Origin of the sequence: Mesorhizobium sp. WSM4310 (assembly GCF_007003935.1) — a bacterium.
GTDB lineage: Bacteria > Pseudomonadota > Alphaproteobacteria > Rhizobiales > Rhizobiaceae > Mesorhizobium.
Genome location: NZ_VFTA01000004.1, coordinates 1 through 17628, shown reverse-complemented (window position 1 = coordinate 17628; position 17628 = coordinate 1). Strand labels below are relative to the sequence as shown.

Annotated in this window: 14 protein-coding genes, 1 tRNA gene and 1 pseudogene; 1 reads left to right on the top strand and 15 read right to left on the bottom strand. The window is 62.2% G+C overall.

The annotated features are described in order from the left end of the window. The first annotated feature begins 67 nt into the window (after positions 1–67). Entirely contained in the window at positions 68–994 is a 927-nt protein-coding gene (locus FJV80_RS06390; protein ID WP_142875926.1) for a Gfo/Idh/MocA family oxidoreductase, read from the top strand. Positions 995–1036: 42 nt separating this feature from the next. Here FJV80_RS06390 and FJV80_RS06385 read toward each other — a convergent pair whose 3' ends face one another. The 15 genes and pseudogenes from FJV80_RS06385 to FJV80_RS06315 form a co-directional block, all read right to left on the bottom strand. After that, positions 1037–1402: a hypothetical protein gene (locus FJV80_RS06385; RefSeq protein ID WP_210251480.1), complete on the bottom strand. Its 366-nt coding sequence runs from the start codon at positions 1400–1402 to the stop codon at positions 1037–1039. A 91-nt stretch (positions 1403–1493) separates the two neighbouring features. Next, positions 1494–2159, bottom strand: coding sequence for an O-methyltransferase (locus FJV80_RS06380; protein WP_142875924.1), 666 nt, complete (start codon positions 2157–2159; stop codon positions 1494–1496). Between the two features lie 85 nt (positions 2160–2244). Continuing rightward, on the bottom strand, positions 2245–6441 hold the full coding sequence (rpoC, locus tag FJV80_RS06375; protein WP_095770854.1) for a DNA-directed RNA polymerase subunit beta': 4197 nt from the start codon (positions 6439–6441) through the stop codon (positions 2245–2247). 131 nt (positions 6442–6572) lie between these two features. Next, positions 6573–10709 carry a DNA-directed RNA polymerase subunit beta gene (gene rpoB / locus FJV80_RS06370; protein ID WP_095770228.1) on the bottom strand — a complete coding sequence of 1379 codons (4137 nt, stop codon included), beginning with the start codon at positions 10707–10709 and terminating at the stop codon, positions 6573–6575. 251 nt (positions 10710–10960) lie between these two features. Then, complete coding sequence (gene rplL, locus FJV80_RS06365) at positions 10961–11338, bottom strand: 50S ribosomal protein L7/L12 (protein WP_010909265.1); 378 nt, start codon at positions 11336–11338, stop codon at positions 10961–10963. Positions 11339–11392: 54 nt separating this feature from the next. Further along, a complete protein-coding gene (gene rplJ, locus FJV80_RS06360; protein WP_019857958.1) occupies positions 11393–11911 on the bottom strand; it encodes a 50S ribosomal protein L10 in 519 nt (172 codons plus the stop codon). A gap of 392 nt (positions 11912–12303) precedes the next feature. Next, the gene (gene rplA / locus FJV80_RS06355) at positions 12304–13002 is read right to left on the bottom strand and encodes a 50S ribosomal protein L1 (RefSeq protein WP_142875923.1); all 699 of its coding nucleotides are present in this window, start codon (positions 13000–13002) and stop codon (positions 12304–12306) included. Positions 13003–13006: 4 nt separating this feature from the next. Then, positions 13007–13435, bottom strand: coding sequence for a 50S ribosomal protein L11 (gene rplK, locus FJV80_RS06350; RefSeq protein WP_010909262.1), 429 nt, complete (start codon positions 13433–13435; stop codon positions 13007–13009). A 172-nt stretch (positions 13436–13607) separates the two neighbouring features. Then, the gene (gene nusG / locus FJV80_RS06345; RefSeq protein ID WP_010909261.1) at positions 13608–14135 is read right to left on the bottom strand and encodes a transcription termination/antitermination protein NusG; all 528 of its coding nucleotides are present in this window, start codon (positions 14133–14135) and stop codon (positions 13608–13610) included. Positions 14136–14164: 29 nt separating this feature from the next. After that, on the bottom strand, positions 14165–14368 hold the full coding sequence (secE, locus tag FJV80_RS06340; protein ID WP_010909260.1) for a preprotein translocase subunit SecE: 204 nt from the start codon (positions 14366–14368) through the stop codon (positions 14165–14167). Between the two features lie 363 nt (positions 14369–14731). Next, a tRNA-Trp gene (locus FJV80_RS06335) sits at positions 14732–14807 on the bottom strand. Between the two features lie 82 nt (positions 14808–14889). Continuing rightward, entirely contained in the window at positions 14890–15015 is a 126-nt protein-coding gene (locus FJV80_RS34925; protein WP_245317925.1) for a putative glycolipid-binding domain-containing protein, read from the bottom strand. 137 nt (positions 15016–15152) lie between these two features. Beyond that, positions 15153–15635, bottom strand: a complete 483-nt coding sequence (locus FJV80_RS06325) for a group II truncated hemoglobin (RefSeq protein WP_095770855.1) — start codon at positions 15633–15635, stop codon at positions 15153–15155. Between the two features lie 100 nt (positions 15636–15735). Further along, a complete protein-coding gene (locus tag FJV80_RS06320; protein WP_246688910.1) occupies positions 15736–17331 on the bottom strand; it encodes a hypothetical protein in 1596 nt (531 codons plus the stop codon). A gap of 216 nt (positions 17332–17547) precedes the next feature. Beyond that, positions 17548–17628: pseudogene (locus FJV80_RS06315) on the bottom strand (elongation factor Tu); the annotation flags it as partial.

Here is a 17628-nt window from a genome sequence, read left to right as displayed (position 1 = left end):
CTTCCGGCTTGCCCGGGGCAAGTGTTCTGATAGAAACGCTCACCATCATCAAACAGACGGAGCGGCCGTGTCCCAGCCCATCAACATAGGCATCGTCGGCGTCGGCAAGATCGTTCGCGACCAGCATCTGCCGGCGCTGGCGAAAGACCAGAACTATCGCCTCATCGCCGCCGCCAGCCGGCATGGCAAGGTCGACGGCATCCCGAATTTTCCCACCATCGAAGCAATGCTCGACGCGGTGCCGGAGCTTGAAGCCGTATCGCTCTGTATGCCGCCGCAATTCCGCTACGATGCCGCGCGCACCGCGCTCGAGGCGAAGAAGCATGTCTTCCTGGAAAAGCCGCCGGGCGCCACGGTCAGCGAGGTCGAGGATCTGAAGGCACTGGCGGCGAGGCAAGGCGTGTCGCTGTTCGCCAGTTGGCATTCGCGCTATGCGCCGGCTGTGGAGGCGGCGCGGACATTTTTGGCTTCGACGAAAATCAAATCGGCGGCGATCGTCTGGAAGGAAGACGTGCGCCGCTGGCACCCGAACCAGGACTGGATCTGGGCGCCAGGCGGCTTCGGGGTCTTCGATCCCGGCATCAATGCGCTGTCGATCGCGACGCACATCCTGCCGGCAATGTTCATCACCTCGGCCGTGCTCGACTTTCCTGAAAACCGCGCCGCCCCGGTCGCGGCGCAAGTCACCTTCCGCACCTCGAACGGATTGCCGGTGACGATGGATCTCGACTGGCTGCAGACCGGCCCGCAAAGCTGGGACATCCTGGCCGACACGGATGCGGGCAAGATGGTGCTCTCGGGTGGCGGCTCGAAGCTCGCCATCGATGGCCAGATCGTCCATGAGGAACCGGAAGCGGAATATCCGATGCTCTACAGGCGTTTTGCCGAGATCGTACGCGCCGGCACCTCGGACGTCGATCTGGCGCCGCTGCAGCATGTCGCCGACGCCTTCATGCTCGGGAAGCGCAACGTGGCCGAGGCGTTCTTCGACTAAGCCTGCGGCAGATGAATTGTCAGCACGGCGGTCCCATCTGCATCATCGCTTTCCGTCTGGAAACTCTCCCGGCTGAGGCCGGGAGATGCCGGGCGCCGTCCGATATCCGAGCTCCAGTTCGTTCAACACGTGCTGAACGGCCCCCTCAAGTTCGTCCTGTCCCCAGCCGAGCTCGACGATCTCGCCGTATTGGACGAAACTTGAGCGGTCGAAACCGTTCTCAGCGTCGTTGTAGGAAATGACGCCGCGACCGATCAGAGCCACGACCCAAATGCTGACATTTCCAGTCGGTGAACGATGAATCCACTGTTCTGGATCGATTCTGATCAGATCCCAGAGCCTTCTCTGCGCTAAACTCATGCGGTACCGGCTCTCGTTGATCAATTCCCAGAGCGCGACTTCGTTCAATTGCCAATTCCCCAAGCACCTTCAGGATAAATCCATACACCATAGCTGGATCGTCTTCTCGGCAGTCAACCACAAACCACCGCCAGCAACCTCATTTTACAATCGCAATGGCAAAGCCGTCATATCCCTTGGCGCCGACGGTCTGGATGGCTGTGCCGTCCAGTCGTTTGTCGCCACCGATGAATGAAAAGGCCGCGCGTGCGCCTTCGACATTGGCATCGCGGCCATCTTCGTTCACGACATAGCCGTCGCGGATGACGTTGTCGCAGACGATGACCGTTCCCGGCCGCGAAAGCCGCATGGCCCAGGAGAGATAGTTCGGGTTGTTCGGCTTGTCGGCATCGATGAAGATGAGATCGAACGGCCCGGCATTTTCAGCACTTAGCGCGGCCAGCGATTCAAGGGCCGGCCCGACCCGCAGTTCCACTTGGTCCGACACGCCTGCCCGTTCGAAATTCGACCGCGCGACCTTGGCGTGATGCGGGTCCAGTTCAAGCGTGACGATCTTGCCGTCCATGGGCAACGCGCGAGCCATCCAGATGGTGGAATAGCCGCCGAGCGTACCGATCTCGAGCACGTTTTTCGCACTGCCGATGCGCACCAGCAGCAAGAGCAGCTTCCCCTGCGCCGCCGAGACGTCGATCGCCGGCAGGCCGTTGTCGCGGTTGGCCGCCAGAACCGCGTCGAGAACGGGATCCGCCTCGAAGAGTGAGGAAACGATGTAGTTATCGACAGCCGTCCAGCTCTTCGTGCTCATCTGCCTTCCTCGATCGTTCGCTGAAAGGAAAAAGCCGCCGGGTTGCCCCGACGGCTTCTGTTGCCTGAGATTATTGCCGCCGCGCCTACTGCGCGGCGGTTGTCATATCGGCCAGCATCGGCTCGGCCACTTCCACCCCGGAGGCCTTGCGGCGCTCGTCGATGATGAGTTCGTCGCGCGAGGTGGCGATGCGCCGGATCTGGCTCATCGTGCCGCCCGTACCGGCCGGGATCAGCCGGCCGACGATGACGTTTTCCTTCAAGCCCTGCAGCATGTCGGTCTTGCCGGCAACCGCGGCTTCCGTCAGCACCCTGGTCGTCTCCTGGAAGGAGGCGGCCGAGATGAAGGACGGCGTCTGCAGCGAGGCCTTGGTGATGCCGAGCAGCACCGGCTGGCCTTCGGCCGGCTTCTTGCCGTCCTCGATCAGCCGCTCGTTGACCTCTTCCAGTTCGATCACGTCGACGTGGTCGCCCGGGATGTAGGTCGAGTCGCCCTGCGTGGTGATCTCGACCTTCTGCAGCATCTGGCGAACGATCACCTCGATGTGCTTGTCGTTGATCGACACGCCCTGCAGGCGGTAGACTTCCTGGATCTCGTTGACGAGGTAGGAAGCAAGAGCCTCCACGCCCTTGATCGCCAGGATGTCGTGCGGCGCCGGATTGCCGTCGAGGATGTAGTCGCCCTTCTCGATGACGTCGCCGTCCTGGAGATGGAACGGCTTGCCCTTCGGGATCAGGTATTCGACCGGCTCGAGCGTGGAGTCATGCGGCTCGATGATGATGCGGCGCTTGTTCTTGTAGTCGCGGCCGAAGCGGATCGTGCCATCGATCTCGGCGATGATGGCGTGATCCTTCGGACGACGTGCCTCGAACAGCTCGGCAACACGCGGCAGACCGCCGGTGATGTCCTTGGTCTTGGCGCTTTCCATCGGGATACGCGCCAGCACGTCGCCGGGACGAACCTGCGCACCCGGCTCGACCGAGAGAATGGCCTCGACCGAGAGCAGGAAGCGGGCATCGCCACCCTTCGACAGCTTGCCGACCTTGCCCTTGCCGTCCTGAACGACGATCGCCGGCTTCAGATCGTTGCCGCGCGGCGTCGAACGCCAGTCGATGACCTCACGCTTGGTGATGCCTGTCGACTCGTCGGCCGTTTCCTGGACGGAGATGCCGTCGACCAGATCCTCGAACGCCACCTTGCCCTCGATTTCGGTGAGGATCGGGCGGGTGTAGGGATCCCACTCGGCAATACGCTGGCCGCGCTTCACCTTGTCGCCATCGTCCACGAAGATACGCGAACCATAGGTGACACGGTGCGTGGCGCGCTCCTTGCCGGCTTCGTCGAGGATCAGCACCGCCATGTTGCGGCCCATGACCATCTGCTGGCCGTCGGAGTTGCGCACCACGTTGCGGTTGCGGATTTCGACCTTGCCCTCATAGGAGGCTTCAAGGAACGAGCTATCCACCACCTGCGCGGTACCGCCCATGTGGAAGGTACGCATGGTGAGCTGGGTGCCCGGCTCGCCGATCGACTGCGCCGCGATGACGCCGACGGCTTCACCCTGGTTGACCGGGGTGCCGCGCGCCAGATCGCGTCCGTAGCAGACCGCGCACACACCGACCCTGACCTCGCAGGTCAGTGCCGAGCGGATGCGGACCGACTGGACGCCGGCCTTTTCGATCTGCTCCACGTCGCGCTCGTCCATCAGCGTTCCGGCCTTGACCAGAAGGTCGCCGGTCACCGGATGGTTGATGTCGTCGAGCGCGGTGCGGCCCAGCACGCGCTGGCCGACCGAAGCGACGACCTGGCCGGCATCGACGATCGGCTGCATGGTGAGGCCCTTGTCGGTGCCGCAATCCACGGAGTTGACGATGCAGTCCTGCGCCACGTCGACTAGGCGGCGGGTGAGGTAACCCGAGTTCGCCGTCTTCAAGGCGGTGTCGGCCAGACCCTTGCGGGCGCCGTGGGTCGAGTTGAAGTACTCGAGCACGGTCAGGCCTTCCTTGAAGTTCGAGATGATCGGCGTCTCGATGATTTCACCCGACGGCTTGGCCATCAGGCCGCGCATGCCGGCGAGCTGGCGCATCTGGGTGGGCGAGCCACGCGCACCGGAGTGCGACATCATGTAGATCGAGTTCATCGGCTTCTGACGGCCGTTGTCTTCAAACTCCACCGCCTTGATGCGGGCCATCATCTCGTCGGCGACCTTTTCCGAGCACTTGGCCCAGGCGTCGACGACCTTGTTGTACTTCTCGCCCTGCGTGATCAGGCCGTCATTGTACTGCTGCTCGTATTCCTTGGCCAAAGCCTCGGTGTCGGAGACCAGCTTGATCTTGCTGTCCGGGATCAGCATGTCGTCCTTGCCGAACGAAATGCCGGCACGGCAGGCGTGAGCGAAGCCGAGCGCCATGATCCGGTCGCAGAAAATGACCGTCTCCTTCTGACCGCAATGGCGGTAGACGGTATCGATCATCTTGGAGATGTTCTTCTTGGTCATCTCCTGGTTGGCGGTCTCGTAAGGCACATTGACGTTTTTCGGCAGAAGCTCGCCGATGATCATGCGGCCAGGCGTGGTGTCATGGATCTTCGACACGACCTTGCCTTCGGCGTCGACCGTGCGGAAGCGACCCTTGATCTTGGCGTGCAGGGTCACCGCCTTGGTCTCGAGCGCGTGCTGGAGTTCGCCCATATCGGCAAACACCATGCCCTCGCCCGGCTCGTTCTGGTTGACGATCGAGAGATAGTAGAGACCCAGAACCATGTCCTGCGACGGCACGATGATCGGCGCGCCGGAAGCCGGGTGCAGGATGTTGTTGGTCGACATCATGAGCACGCGGGCTTCAAGCTGCGCTTCCAGGGACAGCGGCACGTGGACAGCCATCTGGTCGCCGTCGAAGTCGGCGTTGAAGGCCGTGCAGACCAGCGGGTGCAGCTGGATCGCCTTGCCTTCGATCAGGATCGGCTCGAACGCCTGGATGCCGAGGCGGTGCAGCGTCGGCGCGCGGTTGAGCAGCACCGGATGCTCGCGGATGACCTCGTCGAGGATATCCCATACTTCCGGACGCTCCTTCTCTACCAGCTTCTTGGCCTGCTTGACGGTCGAGGAGTAACCCTTGGCGTCGAGACGGGCGTAGATGAAGGGCTTGAACAGTTCGAGCGCCATCTTCTTCGGCAGGCCGCACTGGTGCAGCTTGAGCTCCGGACCGGTGACGATGACCGAGCGGCCGGAATAGTCGACGCGCTTGCCGAGCAGGTTCTGCCGGAACCGGCCCTGCTTGCCCTTGAGCATATCGGAAAGCGACTTCAGCGGACGCTTGTTGGCGCCGGTGATGACGCGGCCGCGACGGCCGTTGTCGAACAGTGCGTCGACAGCTTCCTGCAGCATGCGCTTTTCATTGCGCACGATGATGCCGGGCGCACGCAACTCGATCAGCCGCTTCAGGCGGTTGTTGCGGTTGATGACGCGGCGATAGAGATCGTTCAGGTCGGACGTCGCGAAACGGCCGCCGTCCAGAGGAACCAGCGGACGCAGGTCCGGCGGGATCACCGGAACCACCTTCATGATCATCCATTCCGGACGGTTGCCGGATTCCATGAAGTTCTCGACGACCTTGAGCCGCTTCAGATACTTCTTCTGCTTCAGCTCGGAGGTGGTCGAAGCCAGTTCCGAACGCAGGTCGCCGGCGATCTTCTCCAGATCCATGCCGGCCAGAAGGTCATGAATGGCCTCGGCGCCGATCATGGCGGTGAACGAATCCTCGCCATACTCGTCGACGGCGATCATGTACTCTTCCTCGCTGAGCAGCTGGTGCTCCTTCAGCGCGGTGAGGCCGGGTTCGGTGACGATGTAGTTCTCGAAGTAAAGGACGCGCTCGATGTCCTTCAGGGTCATGTCGAGCAGCGTGCCGATGCGCGAGGGCAGCGACTTCAAGAACCAGATATGGGCGACGGGAGCGGCGAGCTCGATATGGCCCATGCGCTCGCGGCGGACGCGCGACAGCGTGACTTCGACGCCGCACTTTTCGCAGATGACGCCCTTGTACTTCATGCGCTTGTACTTGCCGCACAGGCACTCATAGTCCTTGATCGGGCCAAAAATGCGCGCGCAGAACAGACCGTCACGCTCCGGCTTGAAGGTGCGGTAGTTGATGGTCTCCGGCTTCTTGATCTCGCCGAACGACCAGGACAGAATCTTCTCAGGGCTGGCCAGTGAGATCCGGATGGAATCGAACACCTGCGCAGGCGCCTGCGGATTGAAGAGATTCATGACCTCTTGGTTCATGCCGTTCTCCTTTTCGGGGTCCTCGAAAACCCCTTGCATCTAGTCGCGGGCCAAACGCCCGCCGTCTTTGTCGGCCACCGGCCGTCGAATTCCTTTGGCGCGCCGCAACTTCGTGCGGCGCGCTCTAGCCTTTACTCAGCCGCGTCGGGCAGCCGAACCGGGGCGTCGTCGAGCTTGGTGTTCTCCAGCTCGACATTGAGGCCGAGAGACCGCATTTCCTTGACGAGCACGTTGAAGCTCTCCGGAATGCCGGCCTCGAACGTGTCGTCGCCGCGCACGATCGCCTCGTAGACCTTGGTGCGGCCGGCGACGTCGTCCGACTTCACCGTCAGCATTTCCTGCAGCGTGTAGGCGGCGCCATAGGCTTCCAGCGCCCAGACCTCCATTTCACCGAAGCGCTGGCCACCGAACTGCGCCTTGCCGCCCAGCGGCTGCTGGGTGACGAGCGAGTACGGACCGATCGAACGCGCGTGGATCTTGTCGTCCACCAGGTGGTGAAGCTTGAGCATGTAGATATAGCCCATCGTCACCTTGCGATCGAACGGCTCGCCCGTGCGTCCGTCATAGAGCTGCGACTGACCGCTGGTGTGCAGGCCCGCCTGCTCCAGCATGATGTTGATGTCAGCCTCGTGCGCACCGTCGAACACCGGGGTCGCGATCGAGACGCCGCGGCGCATCTGCTCGCTGAGGCGAACAATGCTCTCGTCGTCATACTCGCGGATCGGCTCGTTGCGGTCATTGGCCGGCATGAAGCTCTCGAGCGTCTTGCGCAGCGGCTTGATGTCGCCGGCCGCCTTGTACGTGTCGATCAGTTCGCCGATCTTCCTGCCCATGCCCGCGCAGGCCCAGCCGAGATGCGTTTCCAGGATCTGGCCGACATTCATGCGGCTCGGCACACCCAGCGGGTTGAGCACGATATCGGCATGCGTGCCGTCCTCGAGGAAAGGCATGTCCTCGACCGGAACGATGCGCGACACGACACCCTTGTTGCCGTGACGGCCGGCCATCTTGTCGCCCGGCTGCATCTTGCGCTTCACCGCGACGAAGACCTTGACCATCTTCATGACGCCCGGAGGCATTTCGTCGCCGCGCTGGACCTTCTCGACCTTATCCATGAAGCGCTGCTCGAGCGCCTTCTTGGAGTCATCGTACTGGCCACGCAGGGCTTCCAGTTCGCTCTGGAGCTTTTCGTTCTCCACGGCAAACTGCCACCACTGCGAACGCGGATACTCGTCGAGCGTATCCTTCGACAGCGTCGAGCCCTTCTTGAAGCCCTTCGGTCCAGCGATCGCTTCCTTGCCGACGAGCACGTCGGAAAGACGCGCGTAGACGTTGCGGTCCAGGATGGCCTGCTCGTCGTCACGGTCCTTGGCGAGGCGTTCGATCTCCTCGCGCTCGATTGCCATGGCGCGCTCGTCCTTCTCCACACCGTGGCGATTGAACACGCGCACCTCGACGACGGTGCCGAAAGTGCCCGGAGGCATGCGCATCGAAGTGTCGCGCACGTCGGAAGCCTTTTCGCCGAAGATGGCGCGCAGAAGCTTCTCTTCGGGCGTCATCGGGCTTTCGCCCTTCGGCGTGATCTTGCCGACGAGGATGTCGCCCGGCTGCACTTCCGCGCCGATATAGACGATGCCAGCTTCGTCGAGGTTCTTCAGCGCTTCTTCCGAAACGTTGGGAATGTCACGCGTGATTTCCTCCGGACCAAGCTTGGTATCGCGCGCCATGACCTCGAACTCCTCGATGTGGATCGAGGTGAAGACGTCGTCGGCGACGATGCGCTCGGAGAGCAGGATGGAGTCCTCGTAGTTGTAGCCGTTCCACGGCATGAACGCGACCAGCACGTTGCGGCCGAGCGCCAGATCACCGAGCTCGGTCGACGGACCGTCGGCGATGATGTCGCCCTTGTTGACCCGGTCACCCATGCGCACCAGCGGACGCTGGTTGATGCAGGTGTTCTGGTTCGAACGCTGGAACTTCATCAGCCGGTAGATGTCGACGCCGGACTTGCCCGGATCGAGATCTTCCGTTGCGCGGATGACGATACGCGTCGCGTCCACCTGGTCGACAATGCCGCCGCGGCGGGCACCGATGGCGGCGCCTGAGTCACGGGCAACGACCGGCTCCATGCCGGTGCCGACGAACGGCGCCTCGGCGCGCACCAGCGGCACGGCCTGACGCTGCATGTTCGAGCCCATCAGAGCGCGATTGGCGTCGTCGTTTTCCAGGAACGGAATCAGGGCCGCGGCCACCGACACCATCTGCTTGGGCGACACGTCCATCAGGTCGACGTTTTCGCGCGGCGCCATCATCACTTCGCCGGCGCTGCGGCAAATGACGAACTCGTCGACGAAGCCGCCATTCTTGTCGAGCTCGGCGTTGGCCTGCGCGACATGGTGCTTGGCTTCTTCCATCGCCGAGAGATAGACGACGTCATTGGTGAGCTTGCCGTCGACGATCTTGCGGTACGGGCTTTCGATGAAGCCGTACTTGTTGACGCGCGCGAAAGTGGCCAGCGAGTTGATCAGACCGATATTCGGGCCTTCCGGCGTCTCGATCGGGCAGATACGGCCGTAATGCGTCGGGTGCACGTCGCGCACTTCGAAGCCGGCGCGCTCGCGGGTCAGACCGCCCGGTCCAAGCGCCGAAAGACGACGCTTGTGGGTGATCTCCGACAGCGGGTTGGTCTGGTCCATGAACTGCGACAGCTGCGAGGAACCGAAGAACTCGCGCACGGCGGCGGCCGCCGGCTTGGCGTTGATCAGATCCTGCGGCATCACCGTGTCGATCTCGATCGAGGACATACGCTCCTTGATCGCGCGCTCCATGCGCAGCAGGCCGACGCGGTACTGGTTCTCCATCAACTCGCCAACGGAACGCACGCGGCGGTTGCCGAGATTGTCGATGTCGTCGATCTCGCCCTTGCCGTCGCGCAGTTCGACCAGCGTCTTGACCACGGCCAGGATGTCCTCCTTGCGCAGCACGCGCACGGTGTCCTCGGCCTTGAGTTCGAGCCGCATGTTCATCTTGACGCGGCCGACAGCCGACAAATCGTAGCGCTCGCTATCGAAGAACAGCGAGTTGAACATGGCTTCGGCGGTCTCGAGCGTCGGCGGCTCGCCCGGGCGCATGACACGATAGATGTCGAACAGCGCGTCCTGGCGGCTCTCGTTCTTGTCGACGTTGAGCGTGTTGCGGATATAGGCGCCGACATTGACGTGGTCGATGTCGAGAACCTTGATCTCCTGCTCGCCGGTGCCAAGCAGCACCTTGAGCGTCTTTTCATCGATCTCGTCGCCGGCTTCGAGGAAGATCTCGCCGGTGGCGTAATTGACGATGTCCTCGGCCAGGTAGTTGCCGAGCAGATCCTCGTCGGTCGCCTTGATCGCCTTCAGGCCCTTTTCGCCGAGCTGGCGCGCCTGGCGGGCGGTGATCTTCTTGCCGGCCTCGACAACGATCTCGCCCGTATCGGCGTCGACCAGATCGCCGACGGCCTTGAGGCCGCGGAAACGCTCGACGTTGAACGGAATGCGCCAGTGGTCGCCGGCGCGCACATAGCTGATCTTGTTGTAGAAGGTCGACAGGATCTCTTCGCCATCCATGCCGAGCGCCATCAACAGCGACGTCACCGGAATCTTGCGGCGGCGGTCGATGCGGGCGTGCACTACGTCCTTGGAATCGAACTCGATGTCGAGCCACGAGCCGCGATAGGGAATGACGCGCGCGGCAAACAGAAGCTTGCCCGACGAGTGCGACTTGCCCTTGTCGTGGTCGAAGAAGACGCCCGGCGAACGGTGCATCTGCGAGACGATGACGCGCTCGGTGCCGTTGACGATGAAGGTGCCGTTCAAGGTCATGAGCGGCATGTCGCCCATGTAGACGTCCTGCTCCTTGATGTCCTTGATCGACTTGGCGCCGGTATCCTCGTCGATATCGAACACGATGAGGCGCAGCGTCACCTTCAGCGGCGCGGCATAGGTCAGGTCGCGCTGACGGCATTCGTCAACGTCGAATTTCGGTCCTTCGAACTCGTACTTCACGAACTCCAGCATCGAGGAGCCGGAAAAATCGGAGATCGGGAAGACCGACTTGAAAACAGCCTGCAGCCCCTCGTCCGGACGGCCGCCCTTGGGCTCGTCCACCATCAGGAACTGGTCATAGGATGCCTTCTGAACCTCGATCAGGTTCGGCATCTCCGCAACTTCCGGAATCTTTCCGAAGAACTTGCGTACGCGTCTGCGGCCATTGAAAGTCTGGGTCTGGGCCATCGTCGCTCCTTAGCTCTAAACTCGGGACGAACCTCGCCGCGGTCCGCCTTGCATACCGAACCGCCTGGGCGGCGGCTCTCTGTCTGTTCTCCGTCCGCCTTTCGGCGGACGGCTAAAACGGGAGAAAACCCGTTTCCTGAAGGCCGGTTTGCGGCCCTCAGGAAAGAGGTTCTCGTACATCTCGCGCTACGCGTCCTCCCTCCAGGCGAAGGGAGTGGCGGACGGCGCGAGGCCGCCCGCCGCTTTTACGCTTACTTCAGGTCGACCTTGGCGCCGGCTGCTTCCAGCTGGGCCTTGAACTTGTCAGCGTCGGCCTTGGAAACGCCTTCCTTGACCGGCTTCGGAGCCGCTTCGACCAGGTCCTTGGCTTCCTTGAGGCCAAGACCGGTGATGGCGCGGACTTCCTTGATGACGTTGATCTTCTGAGCGCCAGCGTCGGTGAGGACGACGTCGAATTCCGTCTTTTCCTCGGCCGGAGCAGCAGCAGCGGCAGCGCCGCCAGCAGCGGCAACCGCCACCGGAGCAGCAGCCGAAACGCCCCACTTTTCTTCCAGAAGCTTCGACAGCTCGGCCGCCTCGAGGACGGTCAGCTTCGAAAGGTCGTCTACGATCTTTGCGAGATCAGCCATTGTTGTATTCCTTCGTTAGGTTCGAACGTGTGTTTTTGATAGCGAGGAACGGCCTCATGCCGCCTCGTCCTTCCGGGCGTAAGCGCCGATGACGCGCGCGACCGAGGCCGCTGGCGCATTGACGATCTGGGCGATCCGGGTTGCCGGCGTGGCGATCATGCCAACCAGCCTGGCGCGCAGCTCATCGAGCGACGGAAGTGTGGCGAGTGCCTTCACACCGTCGGCATTGAGCGAGGTGGTGCCCATTGCGCCGCCGAGAATGACGAGCTTGTCATTTCCCTTGGCGAAATCGGACGCGACCTTCGGCGCCGCAATCGGATCCTCCGAATAAGCAATCAGCGTCTGTCCCTTGAACAGGTCGATGATCGATGCGGAGTCCGTGCCCTGAAGAGCGATTTTGGCGAGACGGTTCTTCGCGACTTTAACGGTGCCACCGGCGGCGCGCATTTTCGACCGAAGGTCGTTCATTTGCGCGACGGTGATACCGGCATAGTGGGCCACGACGACTGAACCTGCGTTTCCGAACGCTTCGTTCAGGCCCGTGACGAGTTCGCGTTTTTCCGCTCTGTCCACTGCCTATCTCCAGTTGACCCCAATCCCGTCAATGAGAACATCTCATTTCGAGGACAGGCGTCGGGTTGCCTTTTGCCGGCCGGGCCATCCAGTAACGGATCTCCCGAACGACGCTCGAGGATCCTGCCCCCTTTCGCCACACCGACGGCAAGGCCGGCGATGCGCAGACAAAAGGCAAACACGGTTCGAACCTTTCATTGGAGCATTCGCTCCGTTGTCGGGTCTTCACCCGTCTCATGCAGGCCCACATGAATTAAGGCTTTTGGGCCGCCTGCAATCTCGGACAGGATGTCCGGAAGCCTTTCGACTTCCGGCACCGGGCCCAGGATTAATCCAAGGCCCGGAATTCAGTCACGGATCGGCCTTCCGGCGGCCGATCCAAATGGTCTTAATCAGGACGCAGCGAGCGTCGAGACGTCGAGCTTGAGGCCCGGGCCCATCGTCGAGGTGACCGACACCTTCTTGACGTAGTTGCCCTTGGCGCCAGCCGGCTTTGCTTTGGTCACCGCATCGGCGAAGGCGCGGATGTTCTCTTCCAGCGCCTTGACGTCGAACGAGACCTTGCCGACGCCGGCATGAACGATGCCGGCCTTCTCGACGCGGAACTCGACCGCGCCGCCCTTCGATGCCTTGACGGCGGCGGCGACGTCGGTGGTGACGGTGCCGACCTTCGGGTTCGGCATCATGCCGCGCGGGCCGAGCACCTTACCGAGACGGCCGACCAGCGGCATCATGTCCGGCGTGGCGATGCAGCGATCGAAATCGATCGTGCCCTTCTGGACGATGTCGACCAGGTCTTCCGCGCCGACGATGTCGGCGCCGGCGGCCTTGGCTTCCTCGGCCTTGTCGCCACGGGCGAACACGGCGACGCGAACCGAGCGGCCGGTGCCGTTCGGCAGGTTGACCACGCCGCGGACCATCTGGTCGGCATGGCGCGGGTCGACGCCGAGGTTCATGGCGACTTCGACGGTCTCGTCGAACTTGACCGAGGAACGGTCCTTGAGCAGCTTCACCGCTTCACCCAGGGCATAAGCCTTGTTGGGATCGATGCCTTCGCGGGTCTTCGATACACGCTTTGCAATCTTTGCCATGATCTCAGCCCACCACTTCCAGACCCATCGAGCGGGCGGAGCCCTCGACCATGCGCATGGCCGCCTCGACGTCGTTTGCGTTCAGATCCTTCATCTTGGCGGTCGCGATTTCGCGCACCTTGTCGCGCGAAACGGTGCCAGCCTTGACCTTGCCCGGCTCCTTCGAGCCCGACTTCAGGTTCGCGGCCTTCTTCAGGAAGTAGCTCACCGGCGGCGTCTTCATGACGAAGGTGAACGACTTGTCCTGATAGTAGGTGATGACGACCGGAACCGGCGATCCCTTTTCCATTTCCTGGGTCTGCGCGTTGAACGCCTTGCAGAACTCCATGATGTTGATGCCGCGCTGACCAAGCGCCGGGCCGATCGGGGGCGACGGCGTGGCCGAACCCGCGGAGACCTGAAGCTTGAGCTGGCCTGCAATTTTCTTAGCCATCTCTTTTCCTGCCTTTGTCTATGCCGGCCCCATCAGGGAAAACACCGGCGGTTGCAGTCTGGTGGTGCGGTTCACGCGGCCGGCTAAAGCCACATTCGCCTCCCACCGTTCTCAGGCCATGCGTTTCCGCACCGCCTCCCCTGATCGCCAGACCGGCATCAGGGATTTCGGATCAGCCCTTTTCGACCTGTCCGAATTCCAGATCGACAGGCACGGCGCGCCCGAAGATCGAAACTTCCACCTTGAGCCGCGCCCGCTCCTCGTCCACTTCCTGGACGAAGCCGTTGAACGACGCGAAAGGACCATCCGACACGCGGATCGCCTCGCCGATCTCGAAAGTGACCGAGGGCTTCGGCCGCTCGACGCCTTCCTGTACCTGGTTCAGGATGCGCTGCGCTTCCGCCTCGGTGATCGGCACCGGCTTGGAGTCACCGAGAAAGCCGGTGACCTTCGGCGTGTTCTTCACCAGCGAGAACACGGCATCGGTCAAATTGGCCTTCAGGAGCACATAGCCCGGGAAGAATTTGCGCTCGGCATCGACCTTGCGGCCACGACGAACCTCGACCACCTTCTCGGTCGGCACCACGATCTGCTCGATATCGGCGGACAGGCCCTTCTGCTTGGCCTTGTTCTCGATGTCCTCGGCGACCTTCTTTTCAAAGTTCGAATAAGCGTGGACGATGTACCAGCGCGCAGCCATTTTTTTAGACTTCTCCGTAGTCGCCGGACTTAGCGTCCAATGCCCAGAATCTGTTCGATCGCGAGGCCCATCAACTGATCGGCGCTAAAGAAAAAGATCATCGCAATCACAGCGAAGGCCAGAACCATCACCGTCGAGATCATCGTTTCGCGCCGCGACGGCCAAGTCACCTTGGCGGTCTCCGAGCGAACCTGCTGGAGAAAGACGAAAGGATTTGTGGTTTTCGAAGCCATATGCCGCTCTGTCTTCAAGACCCGTTGGCCGGGTCCCCTGGATGATCCCGCTGGCCGGGACGTGCCGCCTGGGCCCAGTCTCGCGCCGAATCAGCGCAATCATTTCGCCCATGCAAATCAGACGCGTAAAGCCGGCTTCCCAGCTCCACGCGTCGCGTGTCTGTTCTGTCTACATAAAACCGATTCTTGATCCACGCAAGTGGCAAGTGTCCGCTTTATGACCAAACGCCGCCTCGGAACCATCCAGTCGTTCCGTCCCGGCTATGGCGTCCTTATGCCCCAATCGGCCTAATATGGCAAGCGTGTCGCCGATTTTCAAAGGGCGGTCCGCGGAAATATCGTTTCTGACGGCCATTTTTGAAATGGCACGGGCAGCAGGGCTCGAACCTACGACCTGCGGTTTTGGAGACCGCCGCTCTACCAACTGAGCTATGCCCGTATCGTGCGCGCTTCGGCGCAGCAGGGGCTTCCTAAAAGCTTCCGCGCTGTCTGTAAAGAGTGGTTTGCACGCAAACGCGCCTTCATCCCCTTTGCCAGAAATCGGGATAGGTGACGACCAGCCCGTCGCGGTCGATCTCGAGTTCGCGCCTGAAGTCACTGACGCGCGATTCATAGAGATATCGTCTGCCCTCCTTTGGCCGGAGCACATGACGACGGAGTCGGCAAAAACCTCCCCTGCGCGCTCACGCAGTTCACGATGCTCGATACCGGGGCCGTCCCACTCGCGCCAGCGCCCGGTCTTGAAATGGTCCGACATCAGCCCGCACTCCGAGGCGGATGGAAGCTACTTTGTTTCCGGCGGCGTGTACGGCCCGCCAGGCACGCCCCAGCCCCAGGCAGGCATCGGCTCGGTTTCCGGATCGCAGGTCTCGCCGAGATTGGAGTTCATCTTGGCCAATCGCGATCCCCATTCGATATAGCCCATGAAGGCCGAACGGAATTCGGGATCGTCCGGCAAGCCGACCTCGTCGGCTGCGTCGGCGAGCAGGTTGATCCAGCGGCGGCGCTGTTCTTCCGTCAGATGCTTGCCCAGATGATGCATGACCATCTCGCGGTGGCCGCCGAATTTCTCGCTATAGGTCTTCGGTCCGCCAAAGACCTCGCCGATGAAGGCCGCGACATGGGCGGGATGGTCCGGCGACATCGACTTGAATACCGGCCCGACAACAGGGTCCTTTGCCACCTTGTCATAGAAGGTCTGCGTCAGCCGGTTCAGGGCATCGCTGCCACCGGCCCATTCGTAGAGTGTCGGAACATCCCGGCTCATCATCGATCCTCCGCCAGCCTCGGCGCCACCGGCGGCGACGATAGCGGAAAGATCGAAGGCAGCTCAACCTGCCTCTATGGCCAGTTTCCGAAGCCGCGCGCTACAGCTTTGCGGGCGCATCGGCCGCCGCATTGGCGGGCGGCAGGCCGCGGCAATTGTCGGGCCTGGGAACAGCTTTGCAAATCGTGGCGCCGGTCAGTGCGTCGACCGATTGCGGCCCCGTTATCAGTCCCGCCCTCAGCATGATGTCCGGTTCAAGCCGGCGCTCGGCCGAGCGCTCCGCGATCGCTTTGAACAGAGCGGGACCGATCGCCATCTCCTCGAGATACGCCTTGACCATCTGCTTCTGTCCCATCGGATACAGGCTGAGCCGCGCCTCGGGACCGACAAGCCTTCTCGCGCCGCTGGCAAGCATCAGCGCGCACGCCGTATCGCATTCGACGCCCGCATCGATGCTCAAACCGGCATAGGCGCCCTCCTTGGCCAGGCAATTCCATGCCCCTGGGTCGCAATCGACGAAATCGGTCCGGCCGACGGCGACGTCGAGCTTCCTTTCGTGGATAAGCCGGCCCGCCGCAAGGGCGCCGGACAGGTCACCTCCCCGTGAGCTGATCACGACAGGCAGGCGCCGCTCGCCAAGCGTGGCGAGCAACTGGCGCAGCTTCTGCGGTGTCTGGCTCGTAATCACGCCTTCCGCCGAGATCCATTCCGGACAGTCGGGATTACACAGCGGATTGCTGCCGCGAACCACGACAAAGCGCATGTCCGCGCCGGCCTTCGCGGTTTCCATTCCAACCGGTGCGACATCCCGGGGCTTGCCCGTCGGAGCGGCCGATGGCGTCGCATCGTTTGCAGGGCTCGGTATCTCCCGGCAGTTCGCAGCCGGCTGCTGCAGTGCGCACAGGCTCGCGGAGGTCAACAGATCCGCCGCGTCTCGGCTGGTCACCAAATTCACCGTCAGCATGTCGTCGAGCGCGATCTGGCGGATGTCGCTGGCTGGCGTGGCCTTCATCATTTCCAGCACGCCGTCGCCTATCCCCATTTCCCTGAGATAGGCCGATAGCGTCTTCTCGACCGCCTTGCTCATCTCGTAGGTCTTGTAGCTGCCGGCACTTTTCCGGCTGACCACCTTGGTGTTGATGACCTTCCTCTTGCCGTTCACGATCCGGTAGGTGGTCCGGTAGAGCAGCTTCTCGCGCTTGTAGGTGGTGGTGATCTGGTGGACGCCGAGATAGGCAAAATCTCCGACCACGCGGCGGACACCGCCGGAAAACATCAGCGGACAGGCCGAATTGCACATGGCCCCGTCGTCAAAGGCCATGCCGAAATAGTCGGCACCCTTGCCCTTGTTGTCGCTGCAATTCTTCGCCTCCGGCTGGCAGCCGGAAAACACCGTCACGCCGACGGCGATATCGAGCTTGGCCTTGCGGATCATCCTGCCAAGTGCGAGCGCGGCATCGACATTGCCGCCGGGCGAGCTGACGACGACGGGCAGTTGCCGTCCCTTCAACGTTTTGAGCGTGCGTTTGAAGAGTGACGGCGTGCCCGCCGCGATCGTGCCTTCAGCCGATATCCATTCCGGACAATTGGGCTCGCAGCCCGGCGCATTGCTGCGCACGACGGCGAAGCGCATCGGCGGGATGTCCAGAGACTGCTCCTGGGCCTGGGCCGGCAGGACCGCAGGGACCAACAGCATGAGACGGACCAGTGCCCGCAACTGCCACCCCTTCTCGCCGAAACAGCGCCCTGGAACCACTCTTTCGCAAAGCTCCCGCAATGCAACCTATACTAGTTGCCGTGATGGCGCTTGCAACAGGGCAGGCGCGGTTCCGATGTCACGCAGCGACGTTAACGAAAAAGGGCGGCCCGAAGACCGCCCTTTCCTTGTCGATCCGGCTTTGGCCGGTCTCGATTATTCTTTGATGGTGACGACGATGCCGGCACCGACGGTGCGGCCGCCTTCACGGATGGCGAAGCGCAGCTTCTCTTCCAT